This is a genomic window from Nonomuraea sp. NPDC049269, assembly GCF_043197155.1.
Taxonomy (GTDB): domain Bacteria; phylum Actinomycetota; class Actinomycetes; order Streptosporangiales; family Streptosporangiaceae; genus Nonomuraea.
This window is the reverse complement of sequence record NZ_JBICSO010000002.1, coordinates 1,270,261-1,294,757: the sequence shown is the minus strand read 5'-3', so window position 1 is coordinate 1,294,757 and position 24,497 is coordinate 1,270,261. Positions and strand designations below refer to the sequence as shown.

Genomic DNA, 24,497 nt, shown 5'->3' with positions numbered 1-24,497 from the left:
ACCAAGGAGTAGCGGGCGAGTCAGCGTCTGGAGACGAAAACATGCGCGGCAACGTCACGCGGAAGCTCCGCGAGAGTGTCGTTCGCGTCACCGTCACCTGTCACCCGCACACCGTCGTCGCTCGCCGCGAGCGTCACCTCGCGTCCGGGTTGTATCCCAACTTGCTTGAGTTTAAGCATCACAGCAGGATCGCTTTGCACTTGTTCGCTAATTCGCCGCACGACTACGGGGATATCTCTGGGCCCGGCGAGGTCGGACATGGATGTCAAGAGGTCTGGGCCGCCTTCTATGGGTTCTCTGGCGCCGAGCTCGCCCAGACCCGGGATCGGATTGCCATGCGGGCAGACCGTCGGGTTGTCGAGCAGCGTCACCAGGCGGGTCTCCACGGACTCGGACATCACGTGCTCCCAGCGGCACGCCTCGATGTGCACCTCTTCCCACGGCAGGCCGATGACCTCGGTCAACAGGCACTCCGCGAGGCGGTGCTTGCGCATCACGCGCGTGGCCAGGGTGCGGCCGAGCTCGGTCATCGACAGGTGGCGATCACCCTCGACGCGGACCAGGCCGTCGCGCTCCATCCGGGCCACTGTCTGGCTCACGGTGGGACCGCTCTGCTGGAGCCGCTCCGCGATGCGCGCGCGCAACGGGACGATGCCCTCCTCCTCGAGCTCGAAGATCGTGCGGAGGTACATCTCCGTGGTGTCGATCAGGCCGTGTGCGGTCAAGGCTCCTCCCATCTGAATGCTACGCCGGTCAGGGCGGGGACTGGACCCGTCCGCGACGGGCACAGAAGTCACAGGGAACCCTATGGGGAGAACGACCGGCGATGGCGAAGGACGACAACACCGGGGCGACCCAGTTCCTTCCCGACCGGCCCGGTGGCGTACGCCTAGCCGGCCCGGTAGTTGCGGAAGCTGGGCACCGACAGGCCGACGATCAGGACCGCGACGGCGCACGCCAGGCCGCCGCCCACCCACGCCCAGGTCATCCCGAACCACACGGCGGTGAGGCCGGCCCGCAGGTCGCCCAGGCGCGGGCCGCCCGCCACGACCACCATGAACGCCCCCTGCATCCGCCCGCGCATCTCGTCGGGAGCGTGCAACTGCAGGATGGACTGCCGCCAGACCGACGAGACCATGTCGGCCACTCCTCCGACGGCCATCAGAACGACCATGAGCCACAGCTGCTGGGCTAACCCGGCCGCGGCCACGCTGAGGCCCCAGAGAGCGATTGTGACCGTCAGAGCGACCCCCTGGCGGCGTACCCGGCCCAGCCAGCCGGAGCCGAGCGCGCCGAGCACCGCGCCGATGGCCATGCCGGCCGACAGCCAGCCGAGCGCGATCGGCGAGCCGTCGAAGCGCTCGGCCACGGCCTGCGGGATCAGCGCCCTCGGCAGGGCGAAGACCATCGCGATGATGTCCACGACGAACGACATCAGCAGGACCGGCCCGGTCGCGATGTAGCGCAGCCCGTCGATCACCGACCGCCAGCCGGGCCGCTGGATCTCCCCCATGGGCAGCAGTTCGGGCAGCCGGATCGCCGCGTACAGGCTGGCCGTGAAGAGGACGGCGTCGATCGCGTACGCCAGCGGGTAGCCCTGCCAGGCCAGCAGCACGCCCGCGATCATCGGCCCGACGATCGCGCCGAACCCGAAGACCAGCGAGTTCAGCGCGTTGGCGGCGGGCACCAGCTCGGGGGGCAGGATCCTGGGGATGATCGCGCCGCGGGCGGGCGAGGTCATGGCGAACCCGGTGGCGCTCACCGCCGAGGCGAGCAGCAGCAGGTAGACGTTGCCCAGCCCCAGGAGGGCCTGCGCCAGGATGAAGAGCGTCGCGCCCCAGGAGATGAGCGAGCTGGTGATCAGCAGCCGGCGCCGGTCGACCGCGTCGGCGAACGCCCCGCCCCACAGCCCGAACACCAGGAGCGGGATCAGGTTGGCCAGACCCAGCAGGCCGACCCAGAACGAGGACTGGGTAAGGTCCCAGACCTGCTTGCTGACCGCGACGACGGTCACTCCGATGCCGATGTTGGCGATCGCCTGACCCGACCAGAGCCGCCGGTAGGTGGGCACGGCCAGCGGCCGTATGTCTATCAGATGACGCTTGACCAGCTCCCCGATTGCCACTTAAGGCACATTAAGGGGCAAGTCTCTCCAAGACCCACCCGGGGCGGGTTCGCCGGTAGCGGAGCCTGTCATGCATCCTGTCAAGCTGCCCCTGCCAGAACTCCACCTCCAGCGGGCTGACCCGGTACCCGCCCCAGAACTCGGGCACGGGCGGATCCTCCGGCCATCGGGCGGCGAGCTCCTCGTACCGGGCGTCCAGCTCTTCCCTGGACCGCACGACCGCGGACTGGCGCGAGGCCCAGGCCCCGATCCGCGAGCCGTACGGCCTGGAGTTGAAGTAGTCGGCCGACTCCTCGTTCGAGAGCCGCACGACCGTGCCCTCGACGCGTACCTGGCGGCGGATCGGGTGCCAGGGGAACAGCAGCGACGCGCGGGCGTTCTCGGCCAGGTCACGGCCCTTGCGCGACTCGTAGTTGGTGTAGAAGACGAATCCGTGCTCGTCGTAGCCCTTCAGCAGGACGGTCCTGGCACTCGGCCGGCCGCCGGCCGAGGCGGTGGCCAGCACCATGGCGTTCGGTTCCGGCAGGCCGGCGGCGAGCGCCTCCTGGAACCAGACGGCGAATTGCGTGATCGGATCGGGGGCGAGATCGGCTTCGAGCAGCGGCTCGCCCTCATAGGTACGGCGAAGCCCCGCCAGCGCGGGCGGGCGCGAGGTTCCATCCACGAGACGGTATTCTTGCGCGCTTGGTGGCAGATCCCACACAACACTCCCTACCAGCGGCTTTCACGTTCCGGCGGGTCCGGAGACGGACCACGGGCGGGTAGGGGGTTAAATTGACCCGCCGGTATCTCGACATCAAGGCATTGCCGGAACATGGCAAGAAAGGGAGGCGGCCGAGAATGTCCGACTTCAAACCCGGCCTCGAGGGCGTTGTAGCTTTCGAGACCGAGATCGCGGAACCGGACAAAGAAGGGGGAGCCCTTCGCTATCGGGGTGTCGACATCGAAGAGCTGGTCGGCCGTGTCCCCTTCGGGCACGTCTGGGGCCTGCTGGTCGACAACAAGTTCCAGCCGGGCCTGCCCCCGGCGGAGCCGTACCCCATTCCTGTTCACTCCGGTGACATCCGCGTAGACGTACAGAGCGCGCTGGCCATGCTGGCCCCGGCCTACGGCTTCAAGGCGCTCCTCGACATCAGTGACGAGGAGGCCCGCGACCAGCTCGCGCGTGCCTCCGTCATGGCACTCTCCTTCGTGGCGCAGTCGGCGCGCGGCCTCGGCCTGCCGATGGTGCCGCAGAGCCGCGTCGACGAGGCCAAGACCATCGTCGAACGGTTCATGGTCCGCTGGCGTGGCGAGCCCGACCCCAACCATGTCAAGGCCATCGACGCTTACTGGACCTCGGCCGCCGAGCACGGCATGAACGCCTCCACGTTCACCGCCAGGGTCATCGCCTCCACCGGCGCCGACGTGGCCGCCGCGCTCTCCGGTGCGGTCGGCGCCATGTCCGGCCCGCTGCACGGCGGTGCTCCGGCCCGGGTGCTGCACATGATCGAAGGTGTCGAACACCTGGGCGACGCCAAGAAGTACGTGCAGAGCGAGCTGGACAAGGGCAGCAGGCTGATGGGCTTCGGCCATCGCGTCTACCGTGCCGAGGACCCCCGCGCGCGGGTGCTGCGCCGTACCGCGAAGGAGCTCAACGCGCCTCGTTACGAGGTCGCCGCCGCTCTGGAGCAGGCCGCGCTGGAGGAGTTGCACGCACGCAAGCCCGACCGGGTGCTCGCCACGAACGTCGAGTACTGGGCGGCCGTGGTGCTGGACTTCGCCGAGGTGCCGTCGCACATGTTCACCTCGATGTTCACCTGCGCCCGTACGGCCGGCTGGGCCGCGCACATCCTGGAGCAGAAGCTCACGGGCCGGTTGGTCCGCCCGAGTGCCAAGTACATCGGCCCGGCGTCGCGTCCGCTCAGCGACGTGCCCGGCGCCGCCGAGGTCGTCGGCACCATCTGACGCCTCGATCCTGATCTGTACGGCTGCCGCGTTCCGACGCGGCAGCCGTACGTCATTTGGTGGACGGCGAGGAGTCGGCGGTGTCGGGCAGGCCGGGGCACACGGCGTTGTTCGGGGGCGTCTCGCCGACGTCCAGCGAGCCGCAGCGGACGACCGGCTTCGGGTGACCTGCCTGGTCCACGTCCACCTTCATGATCGAGAGGGCCTTGTCGACCGGGGTGTGCAGATCGGCGGTGCCAAAGTCGATCTTCCCGCTGGATCCGCTCCAGACCCTTCGGGTGAGCCGGTACAGGATGTCGCCCCGGCTGGGCAGGCCGCCTCCCTCCTGCGCTCCGGCCCGGTAGGCCGTACTGGCCGCCTGGTAGAGCACGTTGGCCGCGTCGAAGGTGAGGATGAGACTGTCTTCGGAGGTCTTCGTGTGCGCGCCCGCGAGCAGGCTGCTGATGAACGCGGTCTGCCTGGTGGAGCTCTGCCTCCACACCGCCCGGTGCGCCAGCGCCAGGTAGTAGACCTCCATCTGCTTCATGTGACCGATCTCGCCGCTGTGGTCGGTCATCGCCCTGACGACGTCGTCGCCCGCGATCACCTTCGCGTCCTTGCAGCCGCTGCCCTCGACCGAGGTGAGGAAGCCGAGGAACTCCGCGGCCCGCCCGGCATAGAGGAAGACGTCCGGCTTGAGGCCGCAGGCCCCCACAGCGGCTTCCTGGACGCCGCCCGATTCGACGGTGTAGTCCTTCGGTTCCTTGACCGTGATGCCCTGCTCCTTAAGCGCGGTCACGAAATCGTCGGCCAGGTTCTTCGTGTACTGGTCAGTGGTCGATTCGTCCCGGATGATGACCGCGACCGGCTTGTCCACGTGCGGGAGGAGCATGCGCCGGGCGAACCGCGCGCCCAGCGTCGCCTCACGGAAGTTGGTCGGCCCCACCTGGAAGTAGTAGGGGGACGGCTGGCCGGGCTGCTTGCCGTCGGCGGAGTCGCCGACGTAGCCGAGCCGGTCCGCCGTCGCCGTGCTCGACACCATCGGGATCTTCGCCAGATGCAGCTCCTCGATCGCCTGGCTGACGCCCTCCACGCTGCGCGGCAGGCCGATCACGCCCATCACGTGAGGATCCTGTCCGGCGAGCTCGGTAACGAGCTGCGCCGCCCGGCGACCGTGGCGGAAGCCGTCGCCGGCGTTGGCGATCAACACTCGGAGGCGGGGCGTGGTGCTGGCGGTCCGCTGTTGCTCCTCCACCGCTTCCAGCTCGGACACGGCGGACGAGAGCCGGGTGTCGTTCGCCTCTGTCTTCGTGATCGAGTACTCGCCGAACACGACCACACTGACGTACCGTCCCGAGCCGATGGCGTAGGCGTTGTTCGCGTCGATCTTCTTGACCGTCTCCTTCACGTCATCCACGAGCAGGCCGTCCGGCGTGTCGCTGGTGGCGTTCACGACGCCGACGCACTCGGTGCCGATCCGATCCGCCCACTCCAGGCCGCCGCAGTGGGCGATGCTGTCTCGCTGCACCAAAAAGACCAAGGCGAACGGGAGGACCAGCAGCAGCCCTATGGCCGTCCAGTAGCCCAGGGCCCGCTTCCTGCGCGGCAGCACCGGCGGGTAGTCCCCGGCGGCGGGCATATCCGTGGCATGGACGCCGATCCGCAGGTCCGGGACGCGCAACCGGGCTGCGGCCCGCCACCGCCCGACGGCCTTCTCGAGCTCGTCCAGCTCCTCGGACTCGGTCGGCGGCCCGGGCGGGACAGCGGGCACGGCCGCCAGCACGACCATCGGCGGCAGCATCCCGGTCTTCTTGGTGGTCTCCTCCACGAGCTGCAGGAACTCCGCGTTGATCCCGTCGGGATCGACCACCTCGATCAGCAGCAGGGCGTACTGGCCCCTGCCCCAGCTCGGCCACGGGATGATCCACTTCTTGTACGCCTCGCGCAGATCCCGTATCAGCGCGTGCACCAATAACCGCTTGATCTCCTCGTCGTCGGCGTTGGCCAGGCGGAGCGCGTACTTGGCGGGCCCGTCGAACGGCTCCCGCCGCACGTATGGCTGCTTGCGGAACCAGCCGGTGAACAACGTCCCCCTGATCGAGAAGAAGAACTGGCCGGTGGTGCCGAGCGCGGCCACCAACAGGCCGAGCACCCACGGGGCGAGGCCGACGAGGTCGGCGGGGCCGTTGAACCACCAGACGGCCAGCGTGCCGACCGGCACCCAGGTCGTCGCGGCGCGCGCCAGGAAGTCGGCCGACGTTCTGCGCCCCCGGTCGGTGTCGCGGCTGCTGCGCTGCCACTCCTTGAGCCGTTCCTTGAACATCCGGTAGCCCGGGTGCGTGCCCGGAGCGGGCAGCCAGCTTTCAGGATCCTTGGGATCATCGCCCGGCGGCGGCAGATACCGCTGCTTCCTCGCCCACAGCACGAACTGCGCGAGTGGGAAGCGCGGCGGCGGCAGCAGCGACCCGCCCACCGGCTTGCCCAGCTCGCCTTTCTGCTCCCCCGCCAGCTCCTCCACCAGCGCCTGGATCGACTTGTGCGCGCCCTCTTTGACATGGGCATAGGGCACGCAGCCAACGAACGGCTTGGCGAGCATCTCGGCCGCGGCGAGCGCCGCGGGACCCGTCACGAACACCGTGGGCAGCGGCGGGTCGGCCCGCCAGAACGCCGGCCGGCGAATCAGCCCCTCGACGACACTCCGCAGATCGGCCACCCGGACGCTCCTCCAGCCGGTGCTGTTCTGTGCTGCTGGTCCAACGAATGATCAGTGGGAATGGTTCATCCTTTCTCACCATCCGGACCCGGGTCCAGGCAACCTTCACGGGTAAGTACCCTTGGTCAGGTGGCTGACATCGTGATTCCCGCTGACATCAAGCCCGTCGACGGCCGTTTCGGCTGCGGGCCCTCGAAGGTTCGCACCGAGCAACTGGCCGCGCTCGCCGCCTCCGGCGCGAGTCTCATGGGCACTTCACACCGCCAGAAGCCGGTCAAGAACCTGGTCGGCCGCGTACGCGCCGGCCTCATCGACCTGTTCGCGCTCCCCGAGGGCTACCAGGTCGTGCTGGGCAACGGCGGCACCACCGCGTTCTGGGACATCGCCTCCTTCGGACTCATCCGTGAGCGGTCCCAGCACCTGTCGTTCGGCGAGTTCTCCTCGAAGTTCGCCACCGTCGCCAAGAAGGCGCCCTGGCTGGGCGAGCCCACGGTGATCAAGTCGGAGGTGGGCACCTACCCGGCCGCGGTGCCCGAGGACGGCGTCGACGTCTACGCGCTCACCCACAACGAGACCTCGACCGGCGTGGCCATGCCGATCGAGCGGCCGATCGAGCTGGGCGGCTCCGACGACTCGCTGGTGCTCGTGGACGCCACCTCCGGCGCGGGCGGCCTGCCCGTGGCCATCGAGGAGACCGACGTCTACTACTTCGCCCCACAGAAGAGCTTCGCCTCCGACGGCGGCCTGTGGATCGCGCTCATGTCGCCGCGCGCCCTGGAGAGGGTCGAGGAGATCGCCGCCACCGACCGCTACGTGCCGGAGTTCTTCAGCCTGCCGGTCGCGATCGACAACTCCGGCAAGGACCAGACCTACAACACCCCGTCGGTGGCGACGCTGTTCCTGCTGGCCGACCAGCTCGACTGGATGAACGGCAACGGCGGCCTGGCCTGGACCACCGCCCGCACCGCCGACTCCGCCCAGCGCCTCTACACCTGGGCCGAGAAGACCTCCTACACCACGCCGTTCGCGGCTCCCGAGTTCCGCTCGCAGGTGGTCGGCACGATCGACTTCTCCGACGACGTGGACGCGGCCGCCGTGGCCAAGGCGCTGCGCGCCAACGGCATCGTCGACACCGAGCCCTACCGCAAGCTCGGCCGCAACCAGCTCCGCGTCGCGATGTTCCCGGCCATCGACCCGGCCGACGTCGAGGCGCTGACGGTCTGCGTCGACTACGTGGTCGAGCGTCTCTGACCCGTCCGGCGCGACAGCTCGTCCAGCAGGGCCAGGGCGTCCTCCTCCTCGACGCTCTGCGCGAACCTCGCCAGCACCGGCAGCCGGTCGGTGCTGGCCGCAAGCGCCTCCAGCATGAGCCGCGTGACGTGCTCGTCCCTGGAGTAGGCGGCCGCGTACTTGAAGGCGTTCCGGTACGGCGTGCGGACGAGCAGCCCCTTCTTCACCAGCCGTTCGGCGACGGTCTGCACCGTGGTGTAGGCGAGCTCGCGTTCCTCGTTGAGCGTGGCCAGCAGCTCGCGCACCCGCATCGGCTTACCGGCATCCCACAGCACGTCCATGATCGCGCGCTCCAGGGACCCCAGCTTCGCCAACTGACCAACCTCCGGCTAGGTGAGTTAGGAAACATTCTTACCGAAAAAGCCCACATGCGCGAACGGGGCTGATCTTCCTTCCGCCCAGTTGGGCGGATATATCGTCATGTGACGGGGGTTATACCGGATGAGTATGAGCAGGCGGCCCAACGGCCTGGGCTACCTGATGTTCGCCAGCCGCTGGCTCCAGGTCCCGCTCTACCTCGGGCTCATCGTGGCCCAGGGCGTGTACGTGTGGCAGTTCGGGGTCGAGTTATGGCACCTGATCGAAGGTGTCCTCCACGGCAGCAACAAGGACATCGAAGTCACGGTCATGCTGTCGGTGCTGGGCCTCATCGACGTGGTGATGATCTCCAACCTGCTCATCATGGTCATCGTCGGGGGCTACGAGACGTTCGTCTCGCGCATCAACCTCAACGAGCATCCCGACGAGCCGGAGTGGCTGTCCCACGTCAACGCGAACGTGCTCAAGGTCAAGCTGGCGACGGCCATCATCGGCATCTCGTCGGTCCACCTGCTGCAGACGTTCATCAAGGCCCAGGACATCCCGGACAGCAAGATGATGTGGCAGACGATCATCCACCTGGCCTTCGTCCTGTCGGCCATCGGCCTGGCACTGATAGATCGCCTGCTCTCATCCTCCCCGGCCGAGCGGGTGCACCCCTCCTAGCTACTCGCCGGTGACCGGGTTCTTCCGGAGGTGCTTCTCCGTGACCAGCAGTCGCACGGTGCCGACCTGCTCGGGTTCGGCGGCCCAGACGTACCAGTGGTCGCCGACCTCGGCCGACTGATCCCGGCTCATGCCGAAGCCGTTGCCGTCCGGGTTCGGCTCGATGATCTGGAAGACCACCCGCAGGTTCCGCCTACGCGCCTCGGCCACGACCTTGCCCACGGTCCGTCCGTCGGCGTCGTAGCCTTCGAGCATCTCGCCCTTCCTGCCGGCCTGCCCGACAGCCTGGTACTTCTCGCCGGGCTTGGCAGGCCGGCCCAGGTAGAAGACGCCACGGCCCTTGAATCCCTTGCTCACCGTGACAGTGAGGAAGCAGCCTTCGTGGCCGAACGCGCATCCGTCCGGCTCCAGGTTGCCGCCGAGCTTGTCGTCCATGGTGGTGCCGGCGAATCCCATGCGAACGATGCCGCCCACCTGGGTCGGTGAGACGGGTATCAGCTCCATGCCGATGTCCAGGCCCATCGCCTGGAACGCCTCGGCGTACAGGGCGTGGTCGGCGAACGGGTCCTTGATCCTGGCGACGTACTCGTCACCCCGCAGCTCGATGTCGATGGCCGTGTTCGCGTACGAGGTGGCGTCCCGCTTCAGCAGGGTGGGGCCCATGACGGCCGCGACGGCGAGCGCGGCGGTGGCGACCAGCCCCACGACCAGGCGGCGGGTGCGGCGGGATCTCGGCGCCCGGCTCCCGGCATCCTCCGTACTCGGCTCTTCGGCGACGATGGCCGCCAGCAGCGCACGGGCCCCCGCGCCGGACGCCTGACCGGCCAGCTGTTCGTCCCGGACCCTGGCGAGCTGCCTCAACTCGTTCATACGGACTCCACGGTGACACGGTTGACGGAGACGCCCGCCCGGGCGAGCGTCTTGGCGAAGCGCTTGCGCGCGCGATGCAGCCGGATGCGTACGGCGTTGCGCGAGCAGTCGAGGACCTTGGCGAGCTGGGCGTGGTCCAGCCCCTCCCAGGCGACCAGGGACAGCAGCTCCCGGTCGTCCTCGTGCAGCTCCTTGAACGCCTGCGCGATCGCGCCCAGCTCGACGCTGCCCTCGGGCGAGTAGGCGTACAGGTCGGCGAGGTCGGCGTCGAGCTGCACGCTTCTGGACAGCCGCCTGACCCGGCCGCGCCGGTGGTTGGCCAGGACGTTCCTGGCTATGCCGTACAGCCAGAGCCTGGCCTCCGCGTCAGGCGGCAGCACGTCGACTCGGCGCCAGGCGATGGCGAACGTCTCGGCCACCGCGTCCGCCGCGTCCTCGGGGGACTCGCAGCGGCGCATGGCGTATCCGAGAATGGGCTCGTATGTCTGGGCATACATGGCCTCGAACCGGCGTCTCCGGTCGTCATCCACAGGCGAATCCCATGGTCGGCCTCCTCATTCAGGGGTTGTGGTCACCCCTTACATGTCTGAGGCCGTATCGGTATTTCACCCTTATCGGGGGAAAAATGCCGTCCTACAGCGCTTCGCGCTTGCGGCGCAGCACCCAGGCGGAGATGACGCCGCCCAGCAGGCCGAACAGGTGGCCCTGCCACGAGATGCCCTGCTGGTTGGGCAGCAGCCCCCACAGGATCGAGTAATAGACGACCGCCACCCCGATGCCGATGAGGATGTCGAACACGCGCCGGTCGAATATCCCGCGGGCCAGCACGTACCCGAAATATCCGAACACCAGGCCGCTCGCGCCCACCGTGACCGTGTCGAGCCCGCTGGTGGCCCAGGTGCCGATCCCGCCGATCACGATGATCAGCAGGCTGGCCGCGAAGAACCGCCCGATCCCGCGTAACGCGGCCAGGAACCCCAGGATCAGCAGCGGCAGCGAGTTGGCCATGAGGTGACCGAAGCCCACGTGCAGGAACGGGGCGAAAAAAATGCCCATGAGCCCCGAAGGCTCCAGGCCGACGATGCCGAACTCCCGGTCGAGGCTGCCGTTCATGGTGAAGTCGACGACCTCGACCGCCCACATCACGCCGAGTATCACGATCATGACGAAGGCCGCGCTCAGCGCACCGGTGAGGAGGGTGCCCGCACGACGCTTGGCGGACTCGTACGCGGACCTCGAATAGTCGCTCATGCGCCCCTCCCGCTTGCCGTCTCCTTCTTTACCGTACGCAGAAGAACTTATGCGTGCGCTAAGGAAACCCCCTCCCAATCAGGGGAGGGGGTCGGGAAAAGGGCTACTCGCCCTTCCACTGGGGAGCGCGCTTCTCGGCGAAGGCCGCCGCGCCCTCCATGGCGTCCTTCGAGCCGAACACCGGATTGATGATCGTGCCCTGCTTGGCGAACATCTCCTCCAGCGACCAGTCCTGCGACTCGATGATCACCTTCTTGGTCGCCGCGAGCGCCAGCGGGGCGTTGGCGGCGATCTTGCGGGCCAGCTCCAGCGCCCCGTCCAGCGCCTCGCCCGCCGGGGTGATCCGGTTGACCAGCCCCAGCTCGTACAGGCGCGAGGCGGGGTAGTGGTCGCCGGTCAGGGCGAGCTCCATGGCGATGTGGTACGGGATCCGGCGCGGCAGCCGCATGATGCCGCCCGCGCCTGCCACGAGACCCCGCTTGGGCTCCGGCAGGCCGAACTTGGACTCCGACGACGCCACGATCACGTCGCACGACAGCGCGAGCTCGAAGCCGCCCGCGAGCGCGTAGCCCTCGACCGCCGCCACGATCGGCTTCTTGGGCGGCGACTCGGCCAGGCCGCCGAAGCCGCGCCCCTCGACCACGGGGAAGTCGCCGGACAGGAAGCCCTTGAGGTCCATGCCCGCCGAGAAGTAGCCGCCCGCGCCGGTCAGGACATAGGCGGAAATGTCGGTGCGGGCGTCCAGTTCGTCCAGAGCGGCCGCGATGCCGCGGGCCACCGCGCCGTTAATGGCGTTGCGCGCGGCGGGCCGGTTGATCGTGATCACGGCCACGCCGTCGGACTCTTCGACGAGCACTTCGTCAGACACGGAACCTCACTTGGGCTGGAAGCGGATGCCGCCGTCGAAGCGGACGACTTCGGCGTTCATGTAGTCGTTCTCGATGAGCGACCTGACCAGGTGCGCGAACTCGTCGGCCCGTCCCATGCGCTTGGGGAACACCACGGGCGCCACCAGCTTGGCCTTGAACTCGTCGGCGTTGGCCGAGAAGCCGTAGATCGGGGTGTCGATGATCCCCGGGCAGACGGTGTTGACCCGCACCCCGATGGCCGCCAGGTCGCGCGCGGCGGGCACGGTCATGCCCACGATGCCGCCCTTGGAGGCCGAGTAGGCGAGCTGCCCGGTCTGGCCCTCCAGCGCCGCGACGGAGGCGGTGTTGACCACCACACCGCGCTGCCCATCGGCATCCACCGGCTCTGTCTTGGCGATCGCCGCCGCGCCGACGCGCATGAGGTTGAACGTGCCGATCAGGTTGACCTCGATCACCTTGCGGAAGGAGGCCGGGTTGTGCGGGGCGCCGTCACGGTTGACGGTGCGCTCGGCCCATCCGATGCCCGCGCTGTTCACCACGACGCGCAGCGGCTTGCCGGTGGCGACGGCCGCCTCGACGGCCGCCTGCACCTGCTCGTCGTCCGTCACGTCGGTCTTGGCGAAGACGCCGCCGAGCTCGTCGGCGATGGCCTTGCCGCGCTGCTCGTTGAGGTCGGCGATGACCACTGTGGCGCCGTGACCCGCGAGTGCGCGGGCCGTCGCCTCGCCGAGGCCGCTGGCCCCGCCGGAGATGATTGCTGCAGATCCGTTCACGTCCATATCCCGGACCCTAACCCGCCAACCGAATGAGGTTCTACTCGGAGTGGGTTAAATCTCACCTACGGCCGTGTCGACATCGGAATATACCTTGATCCGCCGGTCGAGCCCGGTCGTGCGCAGGATGCGGGCGACGGGGGCCTGTGGCGCGGCGAGTGACACGCCGCCGCCCTCTCCCGTGGCCAGCCGCCAGGCCTCGATGAGCACCGACAGCCCGCTGGAGTCCATGAACGACAGCTGCTGGAGATCGAGCACCAGCCAGGCGCCATCCTGTTTGATGGCGTCGCGGACCTCGTCGCGGAGGAACGGCGCCGTGAACAGGTCAAGCTCCCCCTCAACGGCCACCACCACGGCATCACCCAGGGCGTGTCGCGCAAGCCGCAGCTTCATTTGGCCCCTCCTCGATGAGCCACTGTACTTCGACATCCCCGGATACCGGGCATGCACAAACTCGGATGGTTTTGATGCAGGGGGCCAAAACCCGAAAAAGACCCGCCGCCATCCGCCCTATTCAGCCGCCGCGGGGATGGCGAAGCCGTAAGGGAGCTCCAGGCGGTGGCGGGCGAGCAGCTCGGAGTCGGCGAGGAGCTCGCGGGTCGGCCCGTCCGCGACGATCACCCCGTCGGAGAGGATGAGCGAGCGTTCGCACAGCTCCAGCGCGTACGGCAGGTCGTGGGTGACCATGAGCACGGTCACGTCGAGCGAGCGCAGGACCTCGGCCAGCTCCCTGCGCGCGGCCGGATCGAGGTTGGACGACGGCTCGTCGAGCACCAGGATTTCCGGCTCCATCGCCAGCACGGTCGCCACGGCCACCCGCCGGCGCTGACCGAACGACAGGTGGTGCGGCGGCCGGTCGATGACCTCCAGCATGCCGACCCGCTCCAGCGCCCCCTTGACCGCGCGCTCCAGCTCCTCGCCGGCCACACCCGAGTTGGCCGGGCCGAACGCGACGTCGTCCCTGACCGTGGGCATGAAGAGCTGGTCGTCCGGGTCCTGGAAGACCAGGCCGACGCGCTGCCTGATCTCCTTGAGCGTGTCCTTGCGCACCGGCGTGCCCGCCACGCTGACCGAGCCGTGCCCGGCGGTCAGGATGCCGTTCAGGTGCATGACGAGCGTGGTCTTGCCGGCGCCGTTGGGGCCGAGCAGCGCGACGCGCTCGCCGCGCCGGATCGCGAAGTCCACGCCGAACAGGGCCTGCGTCCCGTCGGGGTAGGCGTAGGCGAGCCGGTTCACTTCCAGAGAGTTCACGACCAGAGAGTTCACAGCGAGAGTCCTAGTACGGCTAGAGCCACGGCCGGCAGGGCGAGGGCCGTGGCCCACTGCCCAACAGATCCCGAAATTTCGTCCATCATCGGCATACGCCCGGAGTAGCCGCGGCTGAGCATCGCGAGGTGCACCCGCTCACCGCGTTCGTACGAGCGGATGAACAGGGCGCCCGCCGAGCGGGCGATCACCGGGATGTGCCGGAAATTCCGTGCTTCGAAGCCACGGGACTCCCGCGCGACCCGCATCCGCCGCATCTCATCCATGATCACGTCCATGTAGCGGAGCATGAACATCGCGATCTGCACCAGCAGGGTGGGCAGCCGGAGCCGCTGGGCCCCGATGAGGATGACCCGCGGCTCGGTGGTGGCCGCGAGCAGGATCGAGGCGACCACGCCCAGCGTCGCCTTGGCCAGGATGTTCCAGCCGGCCCAGAGCCCGGCCACGCTCAGCGAGACCCCCAGCACGGTCGTCCGCTCCCCCAGCCCGATCACCGGGATGAGGAAGGCGAACAGCACGAAGGGCAGCTCGACCACCATCCGCCGCAGCACGTACGTCAGCGGCACCTTGGCGGCCACGGCGACGCCCGCGAGCAGGACCGCGTAGAGCCCGAACGCCCAGAACCGCTCCCGCGGCGTCGCCACCACCACGATGGCGAAGGCGGCGACGGCCAGCAGCTTGCACTGCGGCGGAAGCCGGTGCACGACCGAGTCCCCCGCCAGGTAGAGCTGATGATGGTGCCCAGCGCCCACCCGCTACTCACCGTCTCCCGTTCATTCGCTCAGACCCGAACTTTTCCTCGGCTGCGGGCCGCGTAGGCCACGCCGCCGGCGATGAGCAGCACGAGCCCGACGCCGATGATCCCGGCGATCCCTACGGGGATGCCGCCCACCTCACCGTAGTCGGCCAGCGCCCACCTCCCGAACACGTGGTCGGTGGCCTGGTCGAGGAAGCCCTTGTTCTCGGCGACCGCCTCCAGCCCGTCGGGGCTGGAGGAGGCGAAGAAGGACACGATCCCGGCCAGCAGCAGGGTCAGGCCGAGGCCGACGAGCAGGAACGGCTTCACCGAAGCGCGGGCGGGGGCCGGCTCCTCGGCGGCCACCGTGATCGGCTCCCCGGCGCTCGCCCCCCTCAGCACGAGGGGTCTGGTCAGCCCGCGGGCGCCGTACACGAGGTCGGGCCGGACGGCCAGCACCGCGCCGACGGTCAGCGCCGTGATGACGGCCTCGCCGATGCCGATCAGCACATGCACGCCGCCCATGGCAAGAGCCACCGCGGAGACCTCGATCGGCGCGGTGCCGCCGACCCAGAACAACGCCGAGAACACCAGCGCGGCAGACGGAACGGAGATCAGCGCGGCGAGGAACGCGGCCGCCGTCACCCCGCCCCTGCTCTTGGTGAGCCTCGCCACCAGCCGGAAGACCCCCCAGCCGACCACCACGGTGACGATGCCCATGATCGAGATGTTGATCCCCAGCGCCGTGAGGCCGCCGTCGGCGAAGAACACGCACTGCACCAGCAGGACCACGGCCATACAGAGCACACCTGTATAGGGCCCCACGAGGATGGCGGCCAGCGCCCCTCCCAGCAGATGACCGCTGGTACCCGCGGCGACGGGGAAGTTGAGCATCTGGACGGCGAAGATGAACGCGGCCACCAGCCCGGCCATGGGCGCGGTCCGGTCGTCGAGCTCGCGCCGGGCTCCGCGCAGGCAGACCGCCAGCCCCGCGGCGGCGACCACCCCGGCGGACACGGATACGGCCGCGTTGAAGAAGCCATCAGGTACGTGCACGGAAAAGCCCTTCATCAAGCGGTGCTGCAACACGGCTAGTTTAGGACATCGACTTGCACCTGCACATAGGTGGCAATTAGCCGAGGATTTTGCGGAAGGCCGTCCGGGTCTTCATCTTGCGCACCACCGTGCTCAGCCGGCCCTTGCCCGAGGTCGCGTACGGGCGCACGCTCCTGACCACGGCCCCGCCCCGCAACCGGCCCCACAGCCGGCGCGGTGCGGCGACGGTCTGGGCGTCGGTCTCGATCCGGAACCTGGCCGGCGGGCCGCCCAGCTCGACCTCCAGATAGGCGTCCCAGATGCCCGGCGCGAACCTGCCCATCGCGGGCCGGGCCGCGAACCCGCCACCGGGCAGAGCCACCACCCGCTCGGCCCGTTCGTTGCCCGTCTGCCGCTCGCGCCAGACGAGCCGGCTGATCGCCGACGCCGCCGGGACCACCCCGACGACCGTGACCTCGCCGTCGATGACCAGCCGCCGCCCGAGCGTCCACCGTGTCCGGTGGATCCTGGCCCGGCCCGGCACCGTCATCAGGTGACCGCCGACGTCAATGCTGAGGTTGCCGTTGTCCTTGGTGAAGTACGGCAGGGTCACCACGCTGCCGATCAGCCTGGGCGCCGGCCGGGTGACGCAGCCGTCGCGGTCGGCGCCGAGCCGGCCGTACCTGACCACGCCCTCCATCTCGACGGCCACCCGCAGGTCCCAGATGCCCGAGTCGAGCGCGGCCACGTCGATGCGGGCGGCGAACGCGGCGCCGTCGCGCTCGGCGGGCACGATCAGCTCCTGTCCGCGCACGTTGCGGGCGCGCAGCACGACCGCGACCCCGTCGTGCTCCGGCATGCCGTCGAGCCCGGCGATCCCCGTCACGACCAGCCGGTTCGCCTCCCAGCGCAGGCCGGTCAGCCGGCGGCGTACGGCGGCGCCCTCGATCTCGGCCAGGCGTACCAGGCGGTTGATGTCGCCGAGCGCGGTGAGCCGCTGCCTGTCGGTCCGGTTGAGCCGCTCGTAGACGCCGGGCGTCATCCACCTGTCGCAGAGCGCGGCCACCTCCTGCGCGATCTCCTTGCGCTGCACCTCGTCCGCCTCCAGGAACGGCGCGCCGAGCTGCTCGAACACGTCGAGCCTGAAGTGCCGGCGGAGCAGGTGGTCGCGGAGCGGCCCCGGCGGGACGTGCTCGGTCATGAGCTGGATCGGCCCGCGGATCATGGTGAGCCAGCCGCGCGGGTCGCGGCTGCCCGGCTGCTGCATGATGCTGCTGCCGTCGGCCCTGGAGACCAGGTGGTAGCAGTCGTAGTCGGCCACCACGGAGATCACCTTGGCATGGCAGTAGGCGTGCACGGTGAAGTGGATGTCCTCGCCGACGAGCATCCCCTCGCCGAACTTGATGCCGTGGCTGATCAGCATCTCCCTGCGGAACAGCTTGAAGCAGCTCAGGCTGTTGTAGACGGCGCTGTCACCGAGCTCGGCCCGCTCGGCGCCGCGGTGGAACATCGACATCGGAGCCCGCCTGCCGTGCCCGACGACCTTGCCGAGCACGATGTCGGAGCCGTTGCGGTCGGCCATGGCGACCATGCGTTCGAGCGCCTCGGGGCCCAGGTAGTCGTCGGCGTCGCAGAAGAAGACGTAGCGGCCGGTGGCGTGCTCGATGCCGACGTTGCGCGGCCGCCCGGCGCCGCCGGAGCCGGCGATGCTGACGACCTTGACGCTGCCCTTGTGGTAGGTGGCGTAGAGGTCGAGCAGCTCTTCGCTGCCGTCGGTCGATCCGTCGTCGACGACGATGATCTCTTTCCTGATCCGCTGGACCAGCGCCGCGGTGAGGCACCGGTCGAGGTATGACCGGCAGTTGTGGGCAGGGATGATGACGCTGACGTCCACCGCGTCCTCGTCGCCGTTCGATTTCGGCATAGCCACCAGCGCGCCCCTCAGCCGTCACGATCCGCTGTCACGTCGTTTCAGTATGTGATGGCGAGCGGGCATCGCGTGGCCGATCTCGTCTCTTCATCCCCACCTCTTCCGCAGACCGAAGATTCATCGCACTCTTCACATAAGCGCAGGTGAGGCCGCCTATTACCGCAATCCGGCAAGACCGAATGAGGTTCAGGGACGCTGTTTTCCCACCCGGGAGGAGAGAACCTCCCCCGGGGGAAGGATGCGGTACCCCCACGTCAGGACAGGTGATCCACCGGATGGGGTGGCGCGTCTACAGTGAGGCAACCTTGACCGGGGAGGTGGCGAGAGTGGGATCCGATCTTCGCGGGCCCAGGGTGATCGGCTCGGCCGTACACGCTGCGGAGTTCATCGTCTCCTCAGCGCGGCTGGGAGAGCTCTACGAATGCTCAGCCCTGCTCCGCCGTACGCGGATCAGGGCGGAAGAGATCGTGGACGAGGCGCGGGCGCTGCTCACCGAGGCCGAGATCCAGGGCGACCATGAGCGGATCGTCATCCGCGCGGCTCAGCTCGACGAGGCGCGTCAGGCGTACTGCAAGGTGCTGAACGCCTACGTGACGATCTGCCGCAGGATCAACGAGGAGCGGCAGGAGATCATGCAGACGCTCACCGGCTTGTCAGGAGCCACCTGACGCGCTAGTGTCAGGCCATGCCTGACTGGAAGGAAAACACGCGCTGCTCGTTCTGTCACAAGAGCGCCGCCGAGGTGACCAAGCTCATCGCCGGACCCGGCGTGCACATCTGCGACGAGTGCGTGGGACTGTGCGCCGAGATCCTGAAGGAGGAGCGGCTCGCCGCCTCTACCGAGCCGCGCCTGCCCGTGTGGGAGACCATGAGCGAGGACCAGATCCTCGACCACCTCCCCAAGATCGCCGCCGTGCAGGTGCAGATCGACGACAATCTCCACGACTGGGTGCGGCACCTGCGCACCAGAAACGTCAGCTGGGAGCGCATCGGCGCCTCGCTCAGCATGACGCGCCAGTCGGCCTGGGAACGCTTCCGGGAATGATCTGGTAAACCCCCGTGACAGATGGGACGTCCTTGCTTGAGGGAGGCCCATCATGCATGTCCTCGACAGCCTCGCGGCGCCCGATCTGGCGGAGCTCCACCTGGAGCTGATCCTCATCGTGGCACTGCACGAGGAGGCGGAACGCCTGTCCACCGGCTGAACGGGCTCCAGCTCCCCGCATCGCACCGGGGAGCTGGAGCAGGGGGTCACAGCTGGCCGCGGATGGCGCCCATGGGGAACTTCTTGTTGTGCACGTTGACGTAGTACCGCTGCGGCGAGTCGACGATGCCGTGCAGCTCGCTCCGGGTCAGGACGAGCGCGGCGTTCTTCTTGTTCTCGTCCTTGACCGCCTTGATGCAGCCCTTCGCGAAGCCCTTGGCCGGGGTCTTCAGCGTGACGACGATCGGGCCCGCCACGCCCTTCTTGCCCTTGTGGATGTGGGCCGCCGTGGCCGGCTTGATGTGGCGGTCGGTGATGGTGTAGCAGAGCTCCGAGCCCTTCACCTGGTAGGTGAAGACGCCCATCCCGTCGTGGTCACCGGGGCCGGGCACCTCCTGCCTGCCGTTCATGAAGACGCGGTGCGTACGGTCGGCGGTGCCGGCCGGGCTCGCGTTCGCCGCGCCAGGGAGGGCGACGAAGGTGGTGATGAGGGCCGCTGCTGTGAGGGTGGCGGCTGCCAAGGGTCTGCGCATGGGATGATTTCCTCTCCCATCAGACTTCAGGACACCCTTCCGCACGTATATGGCGATAAGCCACGGCGGCGAAGTTAGGGCGAAGTGGCGACACGGCAAGCGACCTGTGCCTGCCGGGGACATCGCCGGTAATATCCGCATTTATGCTGCGCTGTGCTGTATTGGATGATTATCAGGATATCGCACTCGGTCTGGCCGACTGGGCGGCGGTCCGGGCGACGAGCTTTCGCGAGCACTTCGCCACCCAGGACGACCTCGTCCGGGCCATCCACGAGCACGAGATCGTGGTGATCATGCGGGAACGCACCCCGTTCCCCGCCGAGCTCTTCGCCCGGCTCCCGAACCTCCGCCTGCTCATCACCTCGGGCATGCGCAACGCCTCCATCGACCTCGACGCCGCCCGCGTCCACGGCGTCACGGTCTGCGGCACGGGCAGCAGTTCGGCGCCCCCTACCGAGCTGACCTGGGCCCTGATCCTCGGCCTGGCCCGCCACCTGGTCCCCGAGGCCACCGCCCTGCGGACCGGCGGCCCCTGGCAGCACACGATCGGCCTGGACCTGCGCGGCAGCACCCTCGGCCTGCTCGGCCTCGGCAAGATCGGCTCCCAGATGGCCGCCATCGGCCGCGCCTTCGGCATGGACGTCGTCGCCTGGAGCCGCAATCTGACCGCCGATCGGGCGGGCGAGCTGGGCGTACGGTACGCGGCCACGAAGGAGGCGCTCCTGACCGAGTCGGACATCGTGTCGATCCACCTCGTCCTGAGCGACACGACCCGCGGGCTGCTCGGCGCTCCGGAGCTGGCGCTGATGCGTCGCACGGCCTATCTGGTCAACACCTCGCGGGCGGCCATCGTGGACCAGGCCGCCCTGATCGAGGCGCTGTCCGAGGGCCGGATCGCCGGCGCCGGGCTGGACGTCTTCGACCGGGAACCGCTTCCGGACGACCATCCGCTGCGCACGCTGCCGAACGTCCTGGCCACGCCGCACCTCGGCTACGTCACACGGGGCAACTACCGCACCTACTTCCGCGAGGCCGTGGCCGACATCGAGGCCTTCCTCGCGGGCACCCCGGTCCGCCTGCTCACGTGACCTTGCCCCGCGCCCGGAAGGCCGCGGTCTTGACCCGGTTCTGGCAGGCGGTGGAGCAGAAGCGGCGCGTGCCGTTGCGTGACACGTCCACGTAGACCCGGTCGCAGTGCGGCGCCGTGCACACGCCGAGCCGCTCGGAGAACTCACTGCCGAGCACGATCGCGAGCCCGGTGGCGCAGCTCGCCGCCCAGTCACCGGCCAGGGTGCCGCCCGTGCCGTGGAAGTGCAGATGCCATGGCTCGCCGTCGTGCCGCTGGAGCATCGGCCGCGCGCGCGACTCGTCGAGCAGGCTGTTGACCTGCGTCGCCGCCGTGTCGATGTCGTCATCCGCGACGGCCTGGAAGACCACCCGCAGGCGCGCCGCGACTTCGGCGTACTCGCCCGCCTCCGCCTCGGTGACCTCGGGATGCGTGGGGTAGACGGCACGGAGCACGTCGGTGGCGGTGGCGGCGAGATCGCGTGGCGCCGGCCAGGGCCGCCCCCGGCTCTCGCCCGGAGTCAGCGCGTTGACCACTGCCACGGCGACTCTCACGACCGTGTCCGTGTGACTGTTGAAATTCACTTGACCAGTTACATCCCATGCTTTAGCTTGTGACTGTCTAAAGGTTAAACGATGGTCACAAGGAGACGACGTGCTCACCCATGAGATCGCACTCGACTGGATCACGCGCTGGGACCGGCAGCAGGAGGGCTACCTGCCCGACCGCGAGGAGCGCTTCACCGCGCTGATCGACACCGTCGAGGCCCTGGGCCGCCCCGACCCGCTGGTCATCGACCTCGGCTGCGGGCCGGGCTCGCTGTCCGCCCGGCTCCTGGAGCGGCTGCCCGAGGCCACGGTGATCCCGGTCGACGCCGACCCGCTGCTGCTCGGTCTCGGCCGGGCCGCGTACCCGCAGCTCGGCTTCGTCGACGTGGACCTGCGGACACCGGGCTGGACGGCGTCCCTGCGCCTGGACCGCCCGGCCGACGTCGCGGTGAGCACCACCGCGCTGCACTGGCTGGCCGAGCCGGACCTCCGGAAGCTGTACGCCGACCTGGTCACCGTGTTGCGGCCGGGCGGGCTGCTGCTCAACGGCGACCACTTCGACTCCGACGACGACACCACCCCGGCCATCGCCCGGCTCGAACGCGCCATCCACGACCGCCACACCGACCGGGTGTTCGCGGGCGACCGCCCGGAGGACTGGCGGCAGTGGTGGGACGCGATCGAAGCCGAGCCCGCGTTCACCGAACTCAACGACGCCCGTACCGCTCGCACCACCGCGGGCGCGGCCCACAGCGGCACCGAGTCCGGCCGGCTGTCCCAGCACGTCGAGGCCCTGCGCCGGGCGGGCTTCGCCGAGGTCGGCACGCTCTGGCAGCGCGGCAACAACCGCCTCCTCTGCGCGGTCCGCGCCCGCGGCTCTGCGCGGTCCGCGATCCGCACCTGACGCCCGCCGCGACCTGGCCGGGGCTTCCTAGCCCCACACCTCCCGCGCGGTCTCGACGATCAGGGCCAGCTTGGCGAACTGCTCGTCGGCGGTGAGCACGTTGCCCTCGACCGTGGAGGAGAAGCCGCACTGCGGGGACAGGCAGAGCTGGTCCAGGTCGACGAACTTGGCGGCCTCGTCGATGCGCCGCTTGAGCGCGTCCTTGGACTCCAGCTCCCCGCGCTTGGTGGTGACCAGGCCGAGCACCACCATCTTGCCCGGCGGCACGAAGCGCAGGGGTTCGAAGCCGCCGGAGCGCTCGTCGTCGAACTCCAGGAAGAACCCGTCCACGGCCAGCTCGCCGAACAGCGCCTCGGCAACGTAGTCGTAGGCGCCGGAGGCGGCCCAGGAGGAACGGAAGTTGCCCCGGCACATGTGCGTGGTGATCGCCATACCCTCGGGCTTGGCCGCGAGCGCGATGTTGATCTGCTTGATGTAGCGCAGATGCATGTGCTCGGCGTCGTCGCCGCGCTCGGCGAGCTCCGCCCGCTGCGCCGGGTCGTTGAGATAGGCCAGGCTGGTGTCGTCGAACTGCAGGTAGGTACAGCCCAGCTCACCGATCCTGCGGACCTGCTCGGCGTAGGCGGCACTGAGGTCGCTCCAGAACTCCTCGACGTCGGGGTAGACGTCCGGGTCGATGGAGGCGGGACCGCCCCGGTAGTGGACCATGCTGGGCGAGGGGATGGTCAGCTTGGGCACCACCGTGGTCACGGTGTCGCGCAGGAACGTGAAGTGGTCGGCGAAGATCGGCTCGTCCAGCCTGATCTTGTCGTGCACCCGCATCGCCGCCGGGGTGAACTCGAGGTCGCCCTGCTCGTTGTGGAAGCGGACCGTGATGTGCTCGCCGGTCGCCTGGCCGATGCCGCCGAGCTGGTAGATGAAGTCCATGTGCCAGGAGGCCCGGCGGAACTCCCCATCGGTCGCCGCCTGCAGACCGAGCTCCTCCTGCCTGCGTACGACCTCGCGGATCGCCTCGTCCTCCACCTCGCGCAGCGCCTCGCCGGTGAGACTCTCACGGGCGCGGAGCAGGGCCGGCGGCCGGAGCAGGCTGCCGACATGGTCTGCGCGGAAAGGGGGTGAGGTGCGCATGTGGATCACCTTCTCTTGAGCGTCGTACGCCCCAAGTTAGGCCACGGTGCAACGGCTGTCACCGTTCTGCCCAACGTCCTCCCGATCACAATGTTGGGCACTCTATTGACAGGCGTAAAAAGCCTGCCTACATTCAGGGCCACATTCGCGGTCCAGGAGGTCCTGATGCGCAGGCTTCTCCCGTCCCTGGCCTGTCTCGTTCTCGCCACGGCCGCCTGCGGCAGTGGCGGATCGAGCACCCAAGACCCCATCAAAGTGGGCCTCATCGTCTCGCTGACCGGCAACTACACCCCGCTGGGCAGCGAGGACAAGAAGGCCGTCGAGCTGGCCGTCGAACAGATCAACAACGGCGGCGGGCTGCTGGGCCGCAAGGTGGAGCTCGTCGCCCGCGACGACAAGACCGCCCCGGACCAGGGCATCGTTGCCTACAACCAGATCAAGGGCGAGATCGACGCGCTGATCGGCCCGGTCTTCTCCAACTCGGCACTGGCGATCGAGCCTCTGGCCCAGCGGGACAAGATGCCGTACCTGTCGCTGGCGCCCGCCCAGGAGCAGGTCGAGCCGATCAAGTCGTACGTCTTCGTCACGCCCGCGCTGTCCAGCATGTACGCCGAGCGCTACCTGCAGTACATCCAGGCCACCGGCCTCAAGACGATCGCGGTCGCCTACGACTCCAAGAGCGCCTACTCCGTCTCCGGCCACAAGGCCATGGTCGCGCTCGCCCCGAAATACGGCGTCAAGATCGCCGTGGACGAGCCGTACGAGACCACGACCTCCGACTTCAGCCCCCTGTTCACCCACGTACGCGGCTCCGCCGCCGAGGCGCTGGTCTTCTGGGGCTCCGGCGCGCCCGGCGTCACCGCCGCCAAGCAGTACGCCGCCGCCGGGCTGAAGGTGCCGCTGTTCCTGACCGCGTCCCAGGCCAGCAAGCTCTGGCTGGAGCCGATGGGCGCCGCGGCCGAGGGGATGACCGTGCAGAGCGCCATCGGCGTGGTGGGCGAGCAGTTACCCGACGGCAAGCAGAAGCAGGTCATCGAGCAGATGGCCAAGCCGTACCAGCAGAAACACGGCTACCCGCCACCGCAGTTCGCGCAGGACGGTTACAGCGCGAGCCTGCTGCTGTTCGAGGCGATCAAGAAGGCTGGGGGCACCGACAAGGCCAAGATCCAGCAGGCGCTGGAGACCATGGACCTGGTCACGCCGAACGGCCGGTTCCGTTACTCCCCCACCGACCATTCCGGGCTCTCCCCCGAGTACATCTCGGTCAACACCGTGAAGAACGGTCAGTTCATCACCACTGCCTGGGCCAAGACGCAGCTCGCCAAGACCGTGGCCGCGGAGTAGCG

Annotated in this window: 25 protein-coding genes and 1 pseudogene; 8 read left to right on the top strand and 18 right to left on the bottom strand. The window is 68.8% G+C overall.

Annotated elements, in window-relative coordinates; all coding sequences use genetic code 11:
* Positions 1-20 precede the first annotated feature (20 nt).
* The 3 genes from ACGFNP_RS16155 to pdxH form a co-directional block, all read right to left on the bottom strand.
* Entirely contained in the window at positions 21-725 is a 705-nt protein-coding gene (locus ACGFNP_RS16155; protein ID WP_358340706.1) for a metal-dependent transcriptional regulator, read from the bottom strand.
* 164 nt (positions 726-889) lie between these two features.
* Positions 890-2,125, bottom strand: coding sequence for an MFS transporter (locus tag ACGFNP_RS16150; protein ID WP_358340708.1), 1,236 nt, complete (start codon positions 2,123-2,125; stop codon positions 890-892).
* 10 nt (positions 2,126-2,135) lie between these two features.
* The gene (pdxH, locus tag ACGFNP_RS16145; RefSeq protein WP_219534802.1) at positions 2,136-2,789 is read right to left on the bottom strand and encodes a pyridoxamine 5'-phosphate oxidase; all 654 of its coding nucleotides are present in this window, start codon (positions 2,787-2,789) and stop codon (positions 2,136-2,138) included.
* 176 nt (positions 2,790-2,965) lie between these two features.
* Between pdxH and ACGFNP_RS16140 the strand changes: the two genes are divergently transcribed.
* Positions 2,966-4,072: a citrate synthase 2 gene (locus tag ACGFNP_RS16140; protein WP_358340712.1), complete on the top strand. Its 1,107-nt coding sequence runs from the start codon at positions 2,966-2,968 to the stop codon at positions 4,070-4,072.
* Positions 4,073-4,124: 52 nt separating this feature from the next.
* Here ACGFNP_RS16140 and ACGFNP_RS16135 read toward each other — a convergent pair whose 3' ends face one another.
* Entirely contained in the window at positions 4,125-6,764 is a 2,640-nt protein-coding gene (locus ACGFNP_RS16135) for a hypothetical protein (protein ID WP_393319129.1), read from the bottom strand.
* 129 nt (positions 6,765-6,893) lie between these two features.
* Here ACGFNP_RS16135 and serC point away from each other — a divergent pair, with 129 nt between their 5' ends.
* Positions 6,894-8,015: a phosphoserine transaminase gene (gene serC / locus ACGFNP_RS16130; RefSeq protein WP_358340716.1), complete on the top strand. Its 1,122-nt coding sequence runs from the start codon at positions 6,894-6,896 to the stop codon at positions 8,013-8,015.
* Here serC and ACGFNP_RS16125 read toward each other — a convergent pair.
* Positions 7,994-8,368 (bottom strand): BlaI/MecI/CopY family transcriptional regulator, encoded by a 375-nt coding sequence (locus ACGFNP_RS16125; RefSeq protein ID WP_214643254.1) that lies wholly within the window; start codon positions 8,366-8,368, stop codon positions 7,994-7,996. The genes serC and ACGFNP_RS16125 overlap by 22 nt on opposite strands.
* Before the next feature lie 133 nt (positions 8,369-8,501).
* Between ACGFNP_RS16125 and ACGFNP_RS16120 the strand changes: the two genes are divergently transcribed.
* A complete protein-coding gene (locus tag ACGFNP_RS16120; protein WP_358340720.1) occupies positions 8,502-9,038 on the top strand; it encodes a TIGR00645 family protein in 537 nt (178 codons plus the stop codon).
* On the opposite strand, the gene ACGFNP_RS16115 is transcribed toward ACGFNP_RS16120, so the two are convergent.
* From ACGFNP_RS16115 to ACGFNP_RS16070, 10 genes are all read right to left on the bottom strand, one after another.
* The gene (locus ACGFNP_RS16115; protein ID WP_393319124.1) at positions 9,039-9,908 is read right to left on the bottom strand and encodes a hypothetical protein; all 870 of its coding nucleotides are present in this window, start codon (positions 9,906-9,908) and stop codon (positions 9,039-9,041) included. It abuts the gene before it with no gap.
* Positions 9,905-10,438 (bottom strand): RNA polymerase sigma factor, encoded by a 534-nt coding sequence (locus tag ACGFNP_RS16110; protein WP_358340724.1) that lies wholly within the window; start codon positions 10,436-10,438, stop codon positions 9,905-9,907. The genes ACGFNP_RS16115 and ACGFNP_RS16110 overlap by 4 nt, the downstream gene beginning before the upstream one ends.
* Positions 10,439-10,541: 103 nt before the next feature.
* A complete protein-coding gene (locus tag ACGFNP_RS16105) occupies positions 10,542-11,159 on the bottom strand; it encodes a rhomboid family intramembrane serine protease (RefSeq protein WP_358340726.1) in 618 nt (205 codons plus the stop codon).
* A gap of 103 nt (positions 11,160-11,262) precedes the next feature.
* Positions 11,263-12,027: a crotonase/enoyl-CoA hydratase family protein gene (locus ACGFNP_RS16100; protein WP_358340728.1), complete on the bottom strand. Its 765-nt coding sequence runs from the start codon at positions 12,025-12,027 to the stop codon at positions 11,263-11,265.
* Between the two features lie 6 nt (positions 12,028-12,033).
* Positions 12,034-12,807, bottom strand: a complete 774-nt coding sequence (locus tag ACGFNP_RS16095) for an SDR family NAD(P)-dependent oxidoreductase (protein WP_358340730.1) — start codon at positions 12,805-12,807, stop codon at positions 12,034-12,036.
* Between the two features lie 48 nt (positions 12,808-12,855).
* Positions 12,856-13,194 carry an STAS domain-containing protein gene (locus ACGFNP_RS16090; RefSeq protein WP_214643247.1) on the bottom strand — a complete coding sequence of 113 codons (339 nt, stop codon included), beginning with the start codon at positions 13,192-13,194 and terminating at the stop codon, positions 12,856-12,858.
* A gap of 117 nt (positions 13,195-13,311) precedes the next feature.
* Positions 13,312-14,052 (bottom strand): ABC transporter ATP-binding protein, encoded by a 741-nt coding sequence (locus ACGFNP_RS16085; protein ID WP_358026560.1) that lies wholly within the window; start codon positions 14,050-14,052, stop codon positions 13,312-13,314.
* A gap of 11 nt (positions 14,053-14,063) precedes the next feature.
* Positions 14,064-14,819, bottom strand: coding sequence for a cobalt ECF transporter T component CbiQ (cbiQ, locus tag ACGFNP_RS16080; protein ID WP_358340734.1), 756 nt, complete (start codon positions 14,817-14,819; stop codon positions 14,064-14,066).
* 29 nt (positions 14,820-14,848) lie between these two features.
* Entirely contained in the window at positions 14,849-15,859 is a 1,011-nt protein-coding gene (locus tag ACGFNP_RS16075) for an energy-coupling factor ABC transporter permease (RefSeq protein WP_393319117.1), read from the bottom strand.
* Between the two features lie 76 nt (positions 15,860-15,935).
* Positions 15,936-17,762 carry a glycosyltransferase family 2 protein gene (locus ACGFNP_RS16070; protein ID WP_358340738.1) on the bottom strand — a complete coding sequence of 609 codons (1,827 nt, stop codon included), beginning with the start codon at positions 17,760-17,762 and terminating at the stop codon, positions 15,936-15,938.
* A gap of 332 nt (positions 17,763-18,094) precedes the next feature.
* On the opposite strand from ACGFNP_RS16070, the gene ACGFNP_RS16065 reads away from it, so the two are divergent.
* Together ACGFNP_RS16065 and ACGFNP_RS16060 are read left to right on the top strand one after the other, a co-directional pair.
* Positions 18,095-18,436: a hypothetical protein gene (locus ACGFNP_RS16065; protein WP_358340739.1), complete on the top strand. Its 342-nt coding sequence runs from the start codon at positions 18,095-18,097 to the stop codon at positions 18,434-18,436.
* Positions 18,437-18,453: 17 nt separating this feature from the next.
* A pseudogene (locus ACGFNP_RS16060) lies at positions 18,454-18,639 on the top strand (ClpX C4-type zinc finger protein); the annotation flags it as partial.
* A gap of 380 nt (positions 18,640-19,019) precedes the next feature.
* On the opposite strand, the gene ACGFNP_RS16055 reads toward ACGFNP_RS16060, so the two are convergent.
* Entirely contained in the window at positions 19,020-19,505 is a 486-nt protein-coding gene (locus ACGFNP_RS16055) for a CHRD domain-containing protein (protein ID WP_393319112.1), read from the bottom strand.
* Between the two features lie 161 nt (positions 19,506-19,666).
* Here ACGFNP_RS16055 and ACGFNP_RS16050 point away from each other — a divergent pair, with 161 nt between their 5' ends.
* Positions 19,667-20,593, top strand: coding sequence for a D-2-hydroxyacid dehydrogenase family protein (locus ACGFNP_RS16050; protein ID WP_393319109.1), 927 nt, complete (start codon positions 19,667-19,669; stop codon positions 20,591-20,593).
* Here the strand turns inward: ACGFNP_RS16050 and ACGFNP_RS16045 are convergent.
* Positions 20,586-21,125, bottom strand: coding sequence for a CGNR zinc finger domain-containing protein (locus ACGFNP_RS16045; protein ID WP_358340745.1), 540 nt, complete (start codon positions 21,123-21,125; stop codon positions 20,586-20,588). The genes ACGFNP_RS16050 and ACGFNP_RS16045 overlap by 8 nt on opposite strands.
* A 100-nt stretch (positions 21,126-21,225) precedes the next feature.
* Here ACGFNP_RS16045 and ACGFNP_RS16040 point away from each other — a divergent pair, with 100 nt between their 5' ends.
* A complete protein-coding gene (locus ACGFNP_RS16040; RefSeq protein ID WP_358340747.1) occupies positions 21,226-22,023 on the top strand; it encodes a class I SAM-dependent methyltransferase in 798 nt (265 codons plus the stop codon).
* Between the two features lie 27 nt (positions 22,024-22,050).
* Here the strand turns inward: ACGFNP_RS16040 and ACGFNP_RS16035 are convergent, their stop codons facing one another.
* Complete coding sequence (locus ACGFNP_RS16035; RefSeq protein ID WP_393319105.1) at positions 22,051-23,151, bottom strand: 5-methyltetrahydropteroyltriglutamate--homocysteine S-methyltransferase; 1,101 nt, start codon at positions 23,149-23,151, stop codon at positions 22,051-22,053.
* A 165-nt stretch (positions 23,152-23,316) separates the two neighbouring features.
* On the opposite strand from ACGFNP_RS16035, the gene ACGFNP_RS16030 reads away from it, so the two are divergent.
* Positions 23,317-24,495: an ABC transporter substrate-binding protein gene (locus tag ACGFNP_RS16030; RefSeq protein WP_393319102.1), complete on the top strand. Its 1,179-nt coding sequence runs from the start codon at positions 23,317-23,319 to the stop codon at positions 24,493-24,495.
* The last annotated feature ends 2 nt before the right edge of the window (positions 24,496-24,497 follow it).